15 protein-coding genes are annotated in these 16,499 nt (G+C 43.1%); all 15 read right to left on the bottom strand.

Features of this window, described 5'->3' with window-relative positions:
- Positions 1-30: 30 nt before the first annotated feature.
- A complete protein-coding gene (locus BUB11_RS11990; protein ID WP_073030030.1) occupies positions 31-897 on the bottom strand; it encodes a 3-hydroxyacyl-CoA dehydrogenase family protein in 867 nt (288 codons plus the stop codon).
- Between the two features lie 89 nt (positions 898-986).
- The gene (locus tag BUB11_RS11985) at positions 987-2,801 is read right to left on the bottom strand and encodes an acyl-CoA dehydrogenase family protein (RefSeq protein ID WP_073029981.1); all 1,815 of its coding nucleotides are present in this window, start codon (positions 2,799-2,801) and stop codon (positions 987-989) included.
- Positions 2,802-2,943: 142 nt separating this feature from the next.
- Positions 2,944-4,422 carry a 4-hydroxyphenylacetate 3-hydroxylase family protein gene (locus BUB11_RS11980; protein WP_073029980.1) on the bottom strand — a complete coding sequence of 493 codons (1,479 nt, stop codon included), beginning with the start codon at positions 4,420-4,422 and terminating at the stop codon, positions 2,944-2,946.
- A gap of 87 nt (positions 4,423-4,509) precedes the next feature.
- Positions 4,510-5,289, bottom strand: coding sequence for an enoyl-CoA hydratase/isomerase family protein (locus BUB11_RS11975; protein ID WP_073029979.1), 780 nt, complete (start codon positions 5,287-5,289; stop codon positions 4,510-4,512).
- Positions 5,290-5,578: 289 nt separating this feature from the next.
- The gene (locus BUB11_RS11970) at positions 5,579-6,976 is read right to left on the bottom strand and encodes a sigma-54 interaction domain-containing protein (protein ID WP_073029978.1); all 1,398 of its coding nucleotides are present in this window, start codon (positions 6,974-6,976) and stop codon (positions 5,579-5,581) included.
- A 366-nt stretch (positions 6,977-7,342) separates the two neighbouring features.
- Positions 7,343-7,747 carry a MaoC family dehydratase gene (locus tag BUB11_RS11965; protein WP_073029977.1) on the bottom strand — a complete coding sequence of 135 codons (405 nt, stop codon included), beginning with the start codon at positions 7,745-7,747 and terminating at the stop codon, positions 7,343-7,345.
- Positions 7,744-8,097: an FAS1-like dehydratase domain-containing protein gene (locus BUB11_RS11960; protein WP_242947530.1), complete on the bottom strand. Its 354-nt coding sequence runs from the start codon at positions 8,095-8,097 to the stop codon at positions 7,744-7,746. The genes BUB11_RS11965 and BUB11_RS11960 overlap by 4 nt, the downstream gene beginning before the upstream one ends.
- A 92-nt stretch (positions 8,098-8,189) precedes the next feature.
- Complete coding sequence (locus BUB11_RS11955; RefSeq protein WP_073029975.1) at positions 8,190-8,387, bottom strand: hypothetical protein; 198 nt, start codon at positions 8,385-8,387, stop codon at positions 8,190-8,192.
- An 11-nt stretch (positions 8,388-8,398) separates the two neighbouring features.
- A complete protein-coding gene (locus BUB11_RS11950; protein ID WP_073029974.1) occupies positions 8,399-8,992 on the bottom strand; it encodes a hypothetical protein in 594 nt (197 codons plus the stop codon).
- A 47-nt stretch (positions 8,993-9,039) separates the two neighbouring features.
- The gene (locus BUB11_RS11945; protein WP_073029973.1) at positions 9,040-9,342 is read right to left on the bottom strand and encodes a 4Fe-4S dicluster domain-containing protein; all 303 of its coding nucleotides are present in this window, start codon (positions 9,340-9,342) and stop codon (positions 9,040-9,042) included.
- A 15-nt stretch (positions 9,343-9,357) separates the two neighbouring features.
- A complete protein-coding gene (locus tag BUB11_RS11940; protein ID WP_073029972.1) occupies positions 9,358-10,191 on the bottom strand; it encodes a 4Fe-4S binding protein in 834 nt (277 codons plus the stop codon).
- Entirely contained in the window at positions 10,175-10,861 is a 687-nt protein-coding gene (locus tag BUB11_RS11935) for a DUF6282 family protein (RefSeq protein WP_242947529.1), read from the bottom strand. The genes BUB11_RS11940 and BUB11_RS11935 overlap by 17 nt, the downstream gene beginning before the upstream one ends.
- 444 nt (positions 10,862-11,305) lie before the next feature.
- Positions 11,306-12,490 (bottom strand): thiolase family protein, encoded by a 1,185-nt coding sequence (locus tag BUB11_RS11930; RefSeq protein WP_073029971.1) that lies wholly within the window; start codon positions 12,488-12,490, stop codon positions 11,306-11,308.
- Between the two features lie 127 nt (positions 12,491-12,617).
- Positions 12,618-14,090 carry a 4-hydroxyphenylacetate 3-hydroxylase family protein gene (locus BUB11_RS11925; protein ID WP_073029970.1) on the bottom strand — a complete coding sequence of 491 codons (1,473 nt, stop codon included), beginning with the start codon at positions 14,088-14,090 and terminating at the stop codon, positions 12,618-12,620.
- A gap of 427 nt (positions 14,091-14,517) precedes the next feature.
- Complete coding sequence (locus tag BUB11_RS11920) at positions 14,518-16,170, bottom strand: long-chain-fatty-acid--CoA ligase (protein ID WP_073029969.1); 1,653 nt, start codon at positions 16,168-16,170, stop codon at positions 14,518-14,520.
- Between the last annotated feature and the right edge of the window lie 329 nt (positions 16,171-16,499).

Below are 16,499 nucleotides of genomic sequence, written 5' to 3'. Positions count from 1 at the left end.
TCCCTTTTTAAGCAATTGGATTATTAGTCATTATTCATAGGAATAAAAACCTTTCTTCGTTTTCCTACCCCATTCTCCCTTGGCAAATTTCTCCACAATTAATGGGGAAGGCTTATCTTTGGGGTCGCCAGTTTCTTGATAATGTTCCATAGTGACATAATAGGCCAGATCTATACCTGTAAGATCTATTAAACGGAAGGGCCCGATGGGATGCCCTAGAGCATTGGTTACTGCCAAGTCAATCTCTTCGGGAGTTGCTATCCCCATCTCCGCAAGAAACTGGGCTTCATGATGAAGAGCGACGAGGATGCGATTAACTAAGAAGCCATAAATCTCCTTCTTCAGCCAAACACCGTTTTTGCCCATTTTTTCGCAAAGTTCCATGGTTATTTGGGCAGTTTCTGTGGACGTATGCGGTCCTTGAACGACCTCAACTAGTTTCATGATCAGGGCAGGATTAAAAAAATGCATATTGCAGACTTTATCAGGGCGATTCGTAGCATCTGCAATTTTCGAACTGACAATAAAGGAACTATTGGTGGCTAAAATCGCGTGAGGCGGAGCTATCTCGTCCAGGTTGGCAAAGAGATCGCGTTTTACGTTAATCTTTTCAACAGCAGCCTCGATGACAAAATCTGCATCTCCAATGGCCTCTTCAAGGGATTGAGTAAATGAAATATTCGCCATAGCGAGATCAACCTGTTGTTGAGTTAATTTTCCTTTAGCAACTCTCTCCGGGAAATATGTGCGGGCAAATTCCTCAGCCTTGCCCAGCATTTCCGGATTAATATCTGTACAACTAACCTTATAGCCGGCCAAAGCTGCGCTCAAGGCAATTTGATGCCCCATGATACCTGCTCCAACGACCCCAATCTTCTTTACGTCCTCGATTTTCATTTTTATATCAATTCCTTTCACTCGCTCAAGGCACAAAACGTAATGAAATAACTTCATGCCAAGCATAAGAGAACCGACTTAACGAAACCTTAGAAAGCTCCTTCTGGAATATCAATGGCGGAAGTATCCCCTTCCTTAATAACCTTCACTGTTGCCATTATATCAGGCACAATATTTAGTAGATAAAACTTAGCAGTCTGGATTTTCCCATTATAGAAATCTTTTTCATCATCCCCTTGTTTCAATTTTTCTAGGGCAACTATAGCTTGTTGAATTAGTAAATAGCCCCCATAAAGTTCAGCTGTAATACGCAAAATTCTTGTACTGTATAAAGGAACGAGTCGGATATTTTCTTTAAAGTAACCTAAAACCGTGCCCAGAAGTTCCTGATAGGCTAACAATGCTTTACCGAGAACCTCAAACTCCCGGGCAAAAGTGTCGTGATTCTGGTTCGCCTGGACAAATGTTGCAATCTCCATTAGCCATTCTTTAAAGATATTCCCTTTATCCAGATTCCATTTACGACCGACTAAGTCCATTGACTGTATGAAATTGGTCCCCTCCCAGATAGAGTAAATCTTAACGTCCCTAGCTTGGCGCGCCACTGGGTATTCCTCGGTAAAGCCATATCCGCCAAAAACTTGAATGGCTTCAGTAATCATTAACCACCCTTGGTCAGAGCAATACGCTTTTACTAAAGGAGTGATAACTTCAATGGAACGTTTAGCTTTATTGACATCGGCAGGATCATCCCCAAATACGATTAAATCCTGATAATAGTAGCCCTTAAAGATCATAGCTCTCATTGCCTCTAGAGTCGCTTTTTGGGTAAGGAGCATACGCCTTATATCCTCATGCTGAATAATGGGAACCCTGTCTCCTTTGGGATTGTGAATAGGTCGACCCTGAATACGTTCTCTAGCATAGTGAACTGCATTATTATAGGCTACTGTCGCCACTGCAAGGGCACTGTGCCCTGTATCCAAGCGTGAACCGTTGATCATCATAAACATTTGGGCCATACCCTGTCCAAACCCTTTTTCATCCGGGGCGCTTCCTAACAGGATACCGCGACATTGCCCTTCATCTCCGAAACTAAGCACTGCTGTAGACGAACCCTTGAGACCCATTTTATGTTCAATCCCAACCGTAGCAACATCATTGGATTCTCCCAAACTGCCGTCTTCATTAACCCAGATCTTTGGCACAATGAATAAAGATAAACCTTTGGTGCCGGGAGCGGCGCCAGCCACTCGAGCCAGTACCAGATGAATGATGTTATCTGTAAGATCGTGATCCCCTCCGGTGATAAAACACTTAGTACCTTTCAACTTATAAATTAAGGGGTTGTCTGTAACATAAGCCTTGGTTGTCATATCCCCAACATCAGAACCGCCGCCTGGTTCAGTTAGGCACATTGTTCCTTCCCAAACTCCCTCGAACATTTTCGGAGTAAAAAGAGCGATCTGTTCCGGAGACCCGAAGGCTTTGATTACAGATGCTATACCCCCGCACAGCCCAACATAGGGAGACAAAGATGGGTTTGCACCAATAATAAACTCACGTACAGCTTGATTAAGGATCTCCGGAAGGGCGCCTTCTCCATCTACATCACTGTTGCTGGCTCCCCACCCATTTTCTTGAATGAATTTGAATGCTTTATGAAATGAGGGCGGAACTGTAACCTTTCCATCTTTAAAGATCGCTCCGATTGTGTCACCGTCATCATTCGTGGGAGCGACAACCTCTCTGCATACTTTTAAGGACTGATCAAGAATTCCATCAACATCCTCTATGCTTAAATAGTCCTGAAAGCGTTTTAAGCTAAGAATTTTTCTTCCGTCCAGCCACTCTTTTATAATAAACTTGTGGTCACGATTGCTAAATATATATTTACTTGCCATGGATAATCATCCTCTCTCCTAAGACTTTAAAAGTTATAGCGACTTAAATACTACAGATCTGGTCATATCAAGGTAATAATCGAGTCAATTTCTTATTTTCTTTTAAGTCATCTAAACTATCCTTGAGTACCAATATTCTTCTCTATTTTTTCTTAGACCTAGGTGACATCCCGGCAATAGCGCGGACAATGTCTTTTTTAGACTCTAAGTCGTACTGGGAAGTTATCGCAATCTGCTCCATAATCGGTGATCCCCCGCCATGGTAGGCACCGTATTGTGTTGGTCCCGAAAAACTGGAGAGACCAAAATCAGCAAAGTTCAACCAGAACTTGATTTGATCCTCGATGGGAATCTTCGGGTTTCGGTTAAGATACTTTTCCAGCAAATGTTTAGTTTCTGGATTTGCAAGGTCCTTTTCATAAGGAAACGTTGCAGGCATACCCCCTGCTATGTTGCAGAGAATCTCTTGCTCATGGAAGACGGCTTCCCCAGTTAGACACCTTCCAACGTTGGCATAGATTGAGTTTGGGATATAGCTGCCTGGACCATACTTCATGACTCCTACTCCTGGGATATAAACCTCTGGCTTGCCAAAATCAGATGCCGTATAACCTGCTGCATATCCCAGTTCACCTGTCATGATCAGCTTGGACAGCATCTCACGCACATGGGGGGTGCTCTCAATTCCATTTATTTCAGCCGCCAAACCGCTCAGACCAATGACATAATCAAGCATTGCTGGCTTGCATCCAGAATATGAATGGCGGTGGAACAAAGCAAACAATAGGGCGGCGATCCCCCCATGCTGGGTTTCTCCGCATAGGAATACGCGTTCCCAGGGAATGAAACAGTCTTCGAATATGATATAAGAATCCGTATAGCCATATTCAATTCCCCTTTGATAATGCTCGCGCTTGCGAGTATTGTGAATATGGACAACCTGCTTAATGCCTTCATAATCCGAAGGGACAGCAAAGGCCAAAGCATAAGCCTCTTCCCCTTTTTTAAGGGCCCGGTTAGGCACTACCAATATTTCATCGGATATCGAAGCTTCAGAAATATGGACCTTGGAACCACGGACTATAATGCCGTCACTTCGCTCTTCTACAACGTGGACATACATGTCAGGATCCTCTTGTTCGGCTGGCCGCTTCAGACGTTCACCCTTGACATCGGTCTGAGCGCAACTTGCTACAAGATCTTCTCTTTGAAACCGCTCCAGCCACTTAAGCCAGTTGTCATGATAGGCAGTTTTAGCCTTAGGGGACTTCTGAGCTTCAAAAGAAACGGCATTGATAGCGTTGGCGGCATCTATACCCATACACCGTTGAATGCACTGACCAACCTTATTGCACATAAATCGAGTCATGTCTTGCTTTTTATGTAAATCTTCTACACTCTGGTGAATGTGGTTAAAGCGATTAATGATTTCTCCTGTAATGTGGGACGTTGCTGTACAAAGATCCTTGCTGGCGGGATCCCAGGCCGCGTCAAAGGTCAAGCCCATGACATTGATTGTCCCTTCTTGACGCTCATCCAACCTATCCATTTTCTGTCCATTGCAATAGAGGTTGTTGTTCATTTTGCCTAATCCCTCAATATACTGAGCTCTTGTTCTCATAGTCAAACCCCTTTCAGTTCATAGTTTAATCATCCAATCCGTCGATGCTTACCCTCGTTTGTCAGATATTCTTACATGATCTTAACCCTAACGCCCCTGAAATCTTGCAGGTCTTTTTTCCAAAAAGGCTCTCATGCCTTCTTTTTGATCCTCAGTCGAAAAAAGAAGACTGAAACATTTATGCTCGTACTGCAAACCTGCCTCCAAGTCCATTTTAAGCCCTTCATTCACGCATGATTTAGCCAGACGTAAAGCCACAGCACCTCGTTCAGCAAAACGTGTTGCCATTTTCTTAGCCTCAGTGAATAACTGATCTGCAGGCACTACTTTATTAACAAGACCTATGCTCAAGGCCTCATCTGCCTTAATAAAATCCCCGCCAAATATTAGTTCTTTCGCCTTGCCAGCACCGATTAGACGAGGTAAACGCTGTGTTCCGCCGCCCCCTGGCAAAATACCCAGTTTTATTTCGGGTAAGCCAAACAGAGCATTGTCGGCAGCGATTCGCACATCCGCAACCAATGAAAGTTCACACCCGCCACCTAAAGCATAACCAGCGACCGCCGCGATGACTGGCTTAGGCATATTTTCAATTAAGTGAAATGCTCGATGCGAGGGGTTATCGCTTGTTGTCACATCCACAGCGGATGCAGAAGCCATCTGACCGATATCCGCTCCTGCAGCAAATACCTTATCCCCACCTGTGATGATCATGACACGCACAGACGGATCAGCAGCTATAGTTGAAGCAGCTTCAGCCAACTCGTAAAAGACCTGATTGTTTAGAGCATTGAGTACCGTGGGGCGATTAAGAGTAAGTACTGCGATTCCCTCTTCTATTTCCACAATTATTGTTTCATAAGCCATTTGAACAACCCCCTAATTTTGTTCTTAAATATATTGATTTTAAATTTTCTGAATATACCCACTAGTAATCTTTGCAAAAAGCATGCCTGTTTAGATGTATGGGTGATGACAAAGGGGCGTGACTGCTAGAGGTAGCGATAATTTCCTAAAAAAAAACTCCCAACAGGCAGATCCGCCCGTTGGAGGTTACTTAATCCGTATGGAATTAGATACAAAGCATAATTCCTTAACTATAATATAGTGCGTAAAACGCACATGCCCTAAGCCCTTCTACCCTTTGCTGAACGAATTACTTTATACCATACCGTCGTAACTTATCGTAAAATACTCTCCTGGAAAAGCCTAATGCCTCCATCGCCTTTGTACGATTATTCTTATGGGTGACTAAAGCCGATAAAATAAGTTCCCTTTCCACGGATGCAATAATCTCTTTTACAGAAGAAGAGTCCTTCGTCTTATCATATTGATCGAAAGTAGACGGTATTAATTGAGCAGGCAAATGATACATTTCGATAATCATACCATTACACACGATACTTGCGTGTTCTAATACATTTTGCAATTCCCTAATGTTACCGGGCCAGTCGTAATCCTGAAAAAAACCTACGACTTGGGGAGACAATATCAGCTCATGACCAACTTCTTTAGCAAACTGACCAAGGAAGGTTTTAGCCAGAGCTAGAATGTCATCTTTACGCTCACGCAGCGGAGTTAAATTAAGAGGAACGATATTTAAGCGGTAATATAAGTCACGTCGGAAAGCGCCTTGTTTGATCATACTTTCTAAATCTCGGTTTGTGGCCGCGATCACCCGAATATTGACTTTTATCGGTTTAGTTCCCCCTACTCGTTCAAACTCTTTTTCTTGTAACACTCGCAGTAGTTTTGCTTGCATGGTATAGCTCATATCCCCAATTTCGTCCAAGAAAATTGTGCCGCTGTGAGCCAACTCAAATTTCCCGAGCTTCCCTCCCTTTTTAGCGCCCGTAAAAGCACCGTCTTCATATCCGAAGAGTTCGCTCTCAATTAAGTCCTCGGGTATAGCTGCACAATTTACCTTAATCAGAGGCATATCTTTACGACGGCTGCTGTTATGTACTGCTCTTGCCAATACTTCCTTGCCTACACCGCTTTCACCCCGGATTAAAACTGTACTATCCGTGCGCGCTACCTTGGCAGCCAACACCAATGTCTCTTTAACGTTCCTGTTTTGTCCTACATATTCCTTGAAAGAAAGCGGCAGTTGCTCCCATTGTTCTAGCTGCTCTTTTAAATAGTCCGCCAGTCCCTTGGTTTGTTGCAACTCACGGTTTAATTCAACCACTTCGGTTATGTTTTTGAATGTAGAAACACAGCCAATAATACTGTCGCCATTATATAAAGGAAAGGAGCTCCCTACCACATCGATCCCTAAAGAATCCAAATAGTCTGCACCGCTGGTTGGCTTACCCGTTCGCAATATTTCAATCGCCGCTGCTTTTGGCTCAATCTTGTCTAATCTTCGCCCTAATACTTTAGCCACAGGCACTCCAAGAATTTTAGCATAAGCCTCGTTTGCATAAACAATCGTCGTATCGGAATCAATAACAAGCACTACGTCATGAATATTATCCAATATATGAAACAATAGTTCTCTGTCCCATTGTGGAAAATCGCTGGTTGTGACAGCATGGACTCCGACACTCATGCTTTTCCCCCATTCTCTTTGCTTTTTATCACCATTATATAGAAGCTGGTTAATTGAAGTAAAGGATAAATCATTAAATAGTTCAAATATTCTTGATATAATTTGATGCCCATAGAAACACAAAAAGACCTTGTTTAGGCCTTTTTGTGTTTCTATGGGCATTCGTGCAAACCGTTGTATACTAAAACGCACAACAATGTTTAGTTTAAACAGGTCCACCCTGCATATATGACAGATAAAGAAAACTTGGCTTGCGCCAAGCCTTCAGGTGCCGGCGGAAGCCTTAGTTGCACTTATGCTTCCAGAAAGTATGTAACCGAAGTTATACTTTCTGACTAGTATCAAAAAAGACTCGTTAACAGTGATTTAGCTTTTAAGCGTGACGTATGCCAAGCCGGATAAAACTCTCTCCTTCTTGTCGTTAGAGGCTTCTAAAATACAAACTAAGGTGTTTTTCGATCGCGCTTTAATAGAACCAGAGCAGGTTATCTTATCATTCGGTCGGACTATTTGCTCAAACCGCACATTGAATTTACTGATCGTCCCTTCTTCACCGATCCAATCTGTAAGCATTGTACCTATTTGGGCCATTGTTAACATGCCGTGCACTATCGCCCCCTCCAAACCGGCTTGGCGGGCATAATCATCATCTAAATGAATCGGATTAAAATCCCCTGTAGCCTCCGCGTATTGACGTACTTGCAAGTCACTGGGAACCCATTCTCGGATAGGAAGAGGTTCTGAAACCTGATAATCTAATAGGCTTTTCATTCGCCTTCCTCCTTAGAAGGTGCAATCAAGACAGAACTACTGGCAAATACCAATTCTCCTGCCAAATCATAACCAGTAGTTTCGAGCACTACAAACATCCTCTTCCCTAGCTTGCCACTGCGTTCATAAACATCTTTGACGCACTTCTTATAATTAAGACTATCCCCCACACAGAGCGGACGATAATATGTTATATTCTGTTCTCCGTGAATCATGCCAGGTGCCGGCAATTCTACTCCGGGAATGTTTGCCTGAACTAATGTTCCCACAAAAGTTGCTGGCACTCGGTCATTGAACCGAATCCCAATGGCTTCTGCGAACCTACGCACATCTTCAAGTTTAATTTTCAATGGGAGCAACTTGCTCTCAAGGCCAATTAACTCTTTGCCAATTATTATATTCTCCGCCCTCCTTCCTTTTTGCCATAGGTAATTGCCACTTTTTAAAGACCCATTTTCTTCTTAAGTTCGCCCAGTTTGATCTGTATTATTTCTAAATCTGGATCAAGCGCATTTGCCACCATATATTCATTTAAAGCTTCATAAAGATGGCCAGCACGTTCCTTGCAAATACCCTCACCTAAATGACGCATAGCTAAGCTCTCATGATCGAGGTCATCCTCGTTATGTCCAATATGCACGATTAACCTCCTTACACCTTTTGAAAGGTAAGTTCACATAGCCCGCTGCCCTCTGCCTCATTTTTACAAGTCATTTGCACGGGAGTTCCAGCTTGTTCTGCTGCCACTTGACAAGCTGCCAAGCAGAAGGTCTGGCAGTTGTTTATCCCTTTTTCAGCGAACTTCTTGCCTAGGCTGCAGTTAAAACTGCGCACTTTCAAGACCCTTGTGGTTGCTTCTGTGACCGTCCAGGCATCTCGTGGACGTAAAGCTAAAATGGCAAGTTCAACATATCGTTCAAAGACATGGGGAAAACGAATCCCAGTTTGCTGAGCTACACGTTCAATCATATCGGCCGTCCTATCTCGGTAGGCGTCGGAATCAGCGTTTCTTATTACAAGGTTCATAAAAGCTTTCCCCTGTTTTACCAGAAATTCCTCGCTGGTTACTTCGTCTGAGCTAAACAGACTTTCAATTGGGAATTCCTTGTTCACAGCATAAATTAGCTCCTTAGGCAGATCATAGACATAATCCTGACCGGGGTTTATCTTTAGCCTGCGCCCAGGTGCTGCCTCTGCACTGGGGTTGCCTTTGACTTTTTGCAAAACCTTAAAATCCAAAGCCATACTTAACTCCCCTTTGTTTTTAAAATGTTCAATTATTCCCGAATAAGTTAAGAATTACGTTGTTTTAATTGAGCTGCCCTTTCCTCCTTATATTTCTGGGCTAACTGATCACGGGGGACAAAATTTAGTTGTATAGCATCAATAGGACAAACCTTGACACAATCACCGCAACCGGAACACTTGTCGAAATAGCGTCCAACGATTCGATATTCACTGGGATCACTCTCTCGTCCTTTCCAGACTTTCGTCGGACCGCACACGAAAACTACCGATGGACATACACTCAAACACTTGCGACAGTTTAAGGGATCTTTGCATAAGTTATAGTCAATGCCAATTTGAGCAATCATTAGGTTCTCCTCCTTTTACCAGTTTTCGGCTAATCCGGGCAAACTTTGCCTGTCAATTAATTCGATAGCGCCACTTGGGCAGGCAGTTACACAGAGTCCGCACCCAAAACATTGATCTAAGTCTATATAAGCTTTGCTCGTGTAAACCTCAAGATTTAGAGCTTTAAACTGACAACGGCCCAAGCAACTTTTACACCCTGTGCATTTCTCTCGATCTACTTTAGCCACTGTGTGGCCCTTAAGCAGAAATTTAAAGTCATAATCGATCCTGTTACGCACCGCAACACACCCAGGATACTCGCATTGGCAGAGTCCCCCAATGTAGGGCGTGCCGAATACGTCAACCGTCTGAACTCTTCCTTCCTTGTGGTTCATCATTGCCCATTCTTTTGCTTCCTCCGGGGTAACGAATTCTACCCCGCCATGATACGTCTCAGGCCAACGTTCCCACTTATACATTCCAGGTCCAATGCCCATACACGTGAAGTTTTCCTCATCAGGCATACCCCTTTGCACTCGACGACATCCGCAGGTCATTTTAGCCAAGGGATATGCAATATCCAGAATCTGAAGATATTCGTCAAGGGTGACTACCTGTCCAAAATGTGTTTGATAGGCATGTTCCAAGGCTTCGCGTTTAATTTCGTCCTCCCATTCTTGATCCCCGCTGATTCTAGCTTTAACTAACTCTGCCACCACGCCGGCACCCATCCCGGCTGCCTGTGGGTCTGCATCAGCACCAGCCGCTTCTTTGCCCTCTTTGCGCACTTTATATAAACGTCTTGCATAGTTTTCCGGGTTGAGATACCATTTTTCGCCGTTACTATATTTATCACATACCCAACACATTCCGTGATACCTCCTTCTTTTTTGCCTGAATACATCCATTTAGCAATTGATCTACCAGGTGTGCCTCATTCTCAACTGGGGCATCAAATACGGTTACACAAGAGCCAACACTGAGTATACTGTGGGCGTCGCTCCCCCCGGTTCCTTTTTTACCTAAAATTTTTGTGGCCTTACGCGCCGCATTTATTTCCTCCTGACAGCTTCGGCCATTATAGACCTCCAAGGTGTCTACAAAGTCAAATATTGATCTCCTGCACATCACCTCCACTTCAATCGGTTCCAAACCACGTTCTTCCCTCGAGAATGGGGATAAGGCAAAATCAGTTCGAAAAGGATGCGCAGCGACCATCACCCCCTTCGATTCCCGTACGAATTGTGCTAATTTAGGCAAGTCAGCCCTAAGGTGTAACAAGGATTGATGAACACCATATACCAATATTTCTCCAACAGATGTGCTTAATTCAATTCCACCATAGACTTGAAGACCGCTTTCCTTGTGCAGTTTGGCCAACTCCCTTGGATCCCAACAATAATCATGATCGGTGATGCAGACACCATCTAAACCTTTCTGACACGCTGCGTGAATTAAGTCCCAAATGTTCATACGGCTGCAGGCCGAGCCCTGACTGGAATGCGTATGCAAATCAAACTCCATACTAGATTTCTTCATATTCCTCCCCGCTTAATTTCGAGCCTTTGCTATTACTATAAGCAATTTCCATGCCAACAAATTACTAAGCAAAACCATCTCAAGCGGATACTCACAATGTTCACTTCAAACACTCTAATTAATAGCCCTATAAACTCTCCTCAGGCGAGTCCGCAACAGCTCTCGGGAACGGCCATTATCTCAAGAAACTTGTCCTTCATAATCCATGAAATCATACAATAGTAATCAGTATGTTTTAATATCGTACACCAGGTTTCAATCAATGTTGACTTTTATGTACTACTCGAGACTAAGCAATAATGAATGTAGTTGGTAGGCCTTGAGGATCTGTGGAGGTTTATAAGAAATAGCCACGATTGAAATCGCGGCTATTTTCTGCCAAAAAACCCCTGAATAGATGTTGTTGCTTAATCTACTTGAAGTTACAAGCACTGTAGTAATAAATCAAGATATCCGTTCGATAATGAAAGCACACCCCGGCCCACCGCTGGCACACATAGTTGCGCAGGCATAACGTCCGCCCCGCCGATTCAACTCATTCATTGCTGCCATAATAATGCGCACACCTGTCATTCCAACTGCATGACCCAAAGATATACCCGATCCAACTGCATTAACACGATCCAAAGGAATATTAAGTTCCTTTTGACAGCCTAAGAATTGGGCTGCAAAAGCTTCATTAATCTCCCAGTAATCAATATCATTTAACTTAAGACCTGCAAATTTCAAAGCTCTTTCGACTGCTGGTACTACACCCATCCCCATGATTTTGGGCTCAACAGCGCCAGAAGCTGAGGAAACAACTCGGGCCAAAGGTTTTAATCCCAATTCCTTTGCCTTTTCAGCGGACATCATAATCATTGCCGCAGCACCATCGTTTAATCCTGAAGCATTAAAAGCAGTGACTGTACCTTCTTTTTTAAATACTGGTTTTGCCTTAGCTGCTAACTCCAGTGAAGCATTTGGATTAGCATGTTCATCAGTATCAAATACGTTAATTCCTGTTCTCGTTTTGATTTCAATTGGAATTATTTCATTCTTAAACAAACCATCTTTGATAGCTTTACATGCTCTTTGATGACTAAGTAATGAATATTCGTCCTGTTGTGCGCGAGTAATTCCGTATATTTCTGCGATATTCTCAGCAGTAACTCCCATATGGTAGCCTTCAAAGGCGCAAACCAAGCCACCAATCATTAAGCTGTCCTGAATTTTTTCCCCATCATTCAGCCGATAGCCTTTCCGGGCTTGCATAAGCAAGTAGGGGGCATTACTCATGCTTTCCTCCCCTACCGCCGCAACTACATCGACTCTTCCTAACATTATCTCCTGAGAAAGAATATCTGCTGCTCGCATAGAAGATGGACATTGTTGATGAATAGTTGTGGATATGGTTTCAACCGGGCATCCTGATTTTAGCGTCACCCAGCGGGCTGAGTTTCCAGGAGAACCGGCTTGATTGCATTGCCCCACCATTACTTCTTCAAGAATATTTGGGGATATACCAGCCTTATCCATTGCTCCTTTAAGGGCGATTACACCTAAATCATGTGCTTTTAAGCTTTCCAACGACCCTTGAAAATCACCGACTGCGGTCCTGGCGGCACTTACGATAACAACATCTCTCACCATTTAAGCTCCTTTCAACAGTAACCATATGTTTGATATTTAATACTTAACTCCATAATTTAAGTCCTACAGGATAGCATCAGCCAAAAGCAAGGTTCAATAGGAATACCGTTCCAAAGATAACGGATTACTGCCAATCCACGTCTATATTTTCCTGAACACCAGCAAGCTTCTCCGCTAAGTTTTTGCGGTGCGCGAGATTGATCAAACGACTGATCATAATGCGTTGGGCTTGGGGAGAACCTGCTCCATGCATAGATTCTGTCAGGTAGCCTACAGCAGCTGTCCCCATCGTTAGGTTTTCTATCAACCGGAGCATCCGCTGACGACTTTCTGCTGAGATGTCCGACTTGCCGATAAAATACTTTTTAATTAATGGCCCTACCTCCACGTGAGCGAAGTCTTTTTCTGATGGCATTGTAACGAATGCTCCTCCTGCAACATCTTGCGCTAAGCGAGCTATTTCATAGGGAAAACGAGTGACATTTTGTTTGCAGATATTAGCTAACAAAATATCAACGAGATAATTGCCAGATGCCGTTTTACGGCCCTCTGTGGAACAGGCAATTCCGCAAGAATATAAGGTCTCGTTAAGGTGGCACATCTCCACAATCTTGTCCTTTACATGGGAAGCCCGAGAAACGCCATTGTACTCTGCCATGGCCTGAGTTGCCCCGATTAGTGCATCACCAACCCCGACCTTGCACCCTCCATAACTCTGTCGATGATAGGAAGCAAATCTCTCTACCAGCATGGTTGAAAAATCAGTTTCGCCATCCATAAAAACACGATCCCACGGCACGAATACATCATTGAATATTGCCATAACCTCTTGACCGCCGAAATACTGATTCCCTACATCTATACTGCCGCTCTCTAATTTTCGGGTGTCACAGGATTGTCGACCATAAACGAAAACAATTCTTGGGGTTTCGAGAGGCACCGCAAAGCTTACTGCCCATTCTTTCTCGTTCTCCTTAAGTGAGTTATTAGGCATCACTAGGATCTCATGAGAGTTGAGCAATCCAGTCTGATGCATTTTGCATCCCCGGACGATAATACCTTTTTCATTTCGATCCACTATATGAACATATGCGTCCGGATCGGCTTGATCTCCTGGGCTTTTAGATCGATCACCCCGTGAATCTGTCATACATCCATCGACAGCAAGATCGCTCTCCTGTACATACTTCAAAAACTTAACGAATCGTTGATGATATGTGGTACCATGTTTTGCATCAATCTCAAACGTGGTGTTATAGACAGCATTGAATGCGTCCATCCCAACACAGCGTTGGAAGCAACAACCTGTTTTTTGACCCAGCAGACGTTGCATCTTGACCTTTTTTACCAAGTCCTCAGTACTCTGATGAAGATGTGTGAAACGGTTAACCTTATGTCCTGTCAGGTTCGATGTCGCGGTCATAATATCTTCATGTTCAGCTTCCATGGCCAACTTATAGGTCATTGCCATAGCGTTTACGGAAGGACGAACCATTGGATGATCAACGTAATTTTCTACCTTATCCCCAAACATATAAAGGTCAATTTTCATTTTACGAATATCATCAATGTATTCTTGCGGCGTTTTCAAAGTCATCCTTGTCACCTCTTTTAAATATTTCTTAAAGACTACCCGGTCGAACGCCTAAGTGGTAGCCACGCCGAGTAGCCATCTTGTGATTGCAATTTTCTTTTATTGCAATAGCTGTGCCAAAAATCTACAGTTTTTCTCTACGCGACACTTCTCTAACATTCCAGTTTTGAAGTTTGGCTAGCGCAAAGCCTTTTAAGGCAATAATGAACAATCAATAAATAAATAAAAATTGCAATCTCCAAGAACTTAATCACAAAGAGTCCTTTGAAGATTGCAATGCTTGTATAAATTTAATACATCAAGATAATGTTTTCGAAGATTTAGTATATAAACTGCACAGGTCACAGGAGTTTAATCAATTCTGAGACTCTCACTTCTGGTCTTCAAAGTGGCTGTGTGAACAAAATTTTACCGCCCTCCTTGCTAGAACTTACGCCTGATTAGCAGCTGCTGCTTGAATTTTAGCTTTTTCTTCTTCTACCAACTGACGGCGAAGAACCTTCCCGACAATAGTTCTTGGCAGCTCATTCCTAAACTCTACAAGATGCGGCACTTTATAGGCGGCCATTTTTGTTCTGCAGAAAGAGATAAACTCCTCTCCCGTCGCTTCCGTATTTGACTTTAGGACAATATAGGCTTTAGTCGTTTCTCCTCGATAACTATGCGGTACTCCTGCGACAACGACTTCTTTTACTTTGGGGTGTTCATAAAGGACTTCTTCAATATCACGCGGATAAACATTGTAGCCGCCTGCAATAATAATATCTTTTTTACGATCAATAATATAAAAGAAACCATCTTCATCCATTCTGGCAATATCCCCGGTGTGCAACCAGCCGTTACGCATTGTTTCCGCAGTCTCTTCTGGCTTATTCCAATATCCTTTCATCACTTGCGGACCTTTGATGCATAACTCACCTATTTCACCCACAGCGAGTTCCCTATTACCAGTCTCTAGATCTACGATAATACAATCCGTATCCGGGAATGGTATACCGATGGATCCTTCTCGAGTAGGACGATCTAAAGGATTGCTGTGTGTTACTGGGGAAGCCTCCGAAAGACCATATCCCTCAACTAAATTACCTTCTCCCTGTGTCACTTCCGCAAACTTTTGGGCAACCTCCAGAGGTAGCGGAGCTGAACCGCTGTTACACACTTTAATGGCAGCAAGACCTTCTTTGTATTCCGAGATGCGAGGGTGACTATTAATGGCCATATAGACAGTTGGAGCCCCTGGAAAAAGCGTCGGTCTGTATTTATCGATTACTTCCAAAAAATTATTCAATTCGAAACGAGGTAAAAGAATTTGGGTTGCTGCACAAGCCACTGCGTAATTTACACAGTTGGTCATACCGTAAACATGAAACACTGGTAAAATTGTCAAAATACGTTCTTTCCCATACTGTAGGTCCAGAGACCAGGATATGCTTTGGAAGGTATTGCAAATTAGATTTCGATGAGTGAGCATAACCCCTTTTGATACGCCGGTAGTGCCACCCGTATACTGTAAAACAGCGAGATCCTCACCTGAATCAATGAATACAGAAGGAGGATTAGGTTCATATTTGGCGATTAGTTCATTGAAGGAATATAGCCCTTCAATTGACTTAACAGGCGCGACAAAGTTAAAGCCAATTACCCTTTGTAAGGAGGTTTCTTGAATAATATTCTTTACTCTCGGATACAACGGCTCAAAGACAATAAGCGTCGTTGCCCCAGAGTCATTCATTTGGTAAGCTATTTCACTTTCTACATACATTGGGTTCGTTTGAACGACAATGGCACCCAATTTGAGCAAAGCAAAGAACGCGGTTTCCCATTCGGGACAATTCGGACCCATGAGTCCAACGCGTTCACCTTTTACTATACCCAAGTCCGCTAAAGCAGTTGCCAAACGGTTTACCTGATCACCAAAATGTTTATAGGTTATTTCTTGACCCTCAAAAATTATGGCTATCGTCTCAGGCATCTTGACTACAGCTTCATCAAACATTTGTCCAAGTGTCTTTGCAGGATATTCAAGGCTGTGACTACTGTAGGAAGGATAGCTTTGTAACCACGGTTTATCTGCAACTTGCATTCTTTGACTAACCTCCTTAAACTCTAACACATTTTCAACTCTTGGATTATTGTTACTAAAAGTCCGCCTTGAATCTTTCAAAAGGAAAACCGAGAGTCTTTATAATTTTCGCCTCCTCTTCAAAATATTCTGAATAGTACATTTTTTATTATAGCAAGAATCGTGCCACCAGTTAAAACACTGCACCTAGTGTCTAGGCCTTCTCTAAAAGCAGGGCAATGGGTACTATGTATGTATAAAATTTATACATACATAGTACATTATTACAAGGTTTTGTATACTTACTATACACAGCTATCTTTCATGAATAATTCCCCTAATTTTTAATG

The sequence above is a fragment of the Desulfosporosinus lacus DSM 15449 genome, assembly GCF_900129935.1.
In the GTDB taxonomy this organism is placed as follows: domain Bacteria; phylum Bacillota; class Desulfitobacteriia; order Desulfitobacteriales; family Desulfitobacteriaceae; genus Desulfosporosinus; species Desulfosporosinus lacus.
The sequence above is the reverse complement of the archived record's forward strand: the minus strand, read 5'-3'. Positions and strand labels throughout refer to the sequence as shown.

What these genes read in the sequence shown, in the direction of transcription:
- BUB11_RS11925 (WP_073029970.1), bottom strand. Translation starts at nt 14,090, where the DNA reads ATGACTTTGAAAACGCCGCAAGAATACATTGATGATATTCGTAAAATG.
- BUB11_RS11970 (WP_073029978.1), bottom strand. Translation starts at nt 6,976, where the DNA reads ATGAGTGTCGGAGTCCATGCTGTCACAACCAGCGATTTTCCACAATGG.
- BUB11_RS11980 (WP_073029980.1), bottom strand. Translation starts at nt 4,422, where the DNA reads ATGAGAACAAGAGCTCAGTATATTGAGGGATTAGGCAAAATGAACAAC.
- BUB11_RS11985 (WP_073029981.1), bottom strand. Translation starts at nt 2,801, where the DNA reads ATGGCAAGTAAATATATATTTAGCAATCGTGACCACAAGTTTATTATA.
- BUB11_RS11990 (WP_073030030.1), bottom strand. Translation starts at nt 897, where the DNA reads ATGAAAATCGAGGACGTAAAGAAGATTGGGGTCGTTGGAGCAGGTATC.
- BUB11_RS11940 (WP_073029972.1), bottom strand. Translation starts at nt 10,191, where the DNA reads ATGTGTTGGGTATGTGATAAATATAGTAACGGCGAAAAATGGTATCTC.
- BUB11_RS11920 (WP_073029969.1), bottom strand. Translation starts at nt 16,170, where the DNA reads ATGCAAGTTGCAGATAAACCGTGGTTACAAAGCTATCCTTCCTACAGT.
- BUB11_RS11935 (WP_242947529.1), bottom strand. Translation starts at nt 10,861, where the DNA reads ATGAAGAAATCTAGTATGGAGTTTGATTTGCATACGCATTCCAGTCAG.
- BUB11_RS11975 (WP_073029979.1), bottom strand. Translation starts at nt 5,289, where the DNA reads ATGGCTTATGAAACAATAATTGTGGAAATAGAAGAGGGAATCGCAGTA.
- BUB11_RS11945 (WP_073029973.1), bottom strand. Translation starts at nt 9,342, where the DNA reads ATGATTGCTCAAATTGGCATTGACTATAACTTATGCAAAGATCCCTTA.
- BUB11_RS11950 (WP_073029974.1), bottom strand. Translation starts at nt 8,992, where the DNA reads ATGGCTTTGGATTTTAAGGTTTTGCAAAAAGTCAAAGGCAACCCCAGT.
- BUB11_RS11965 (WP_073029977.1), bottom strand. Translation starts at nt 7,747, where the DNA reads ATGAAAAGCCTATTAGATTATCAGGTTTCAGAACCTCTTCCTATCCGA.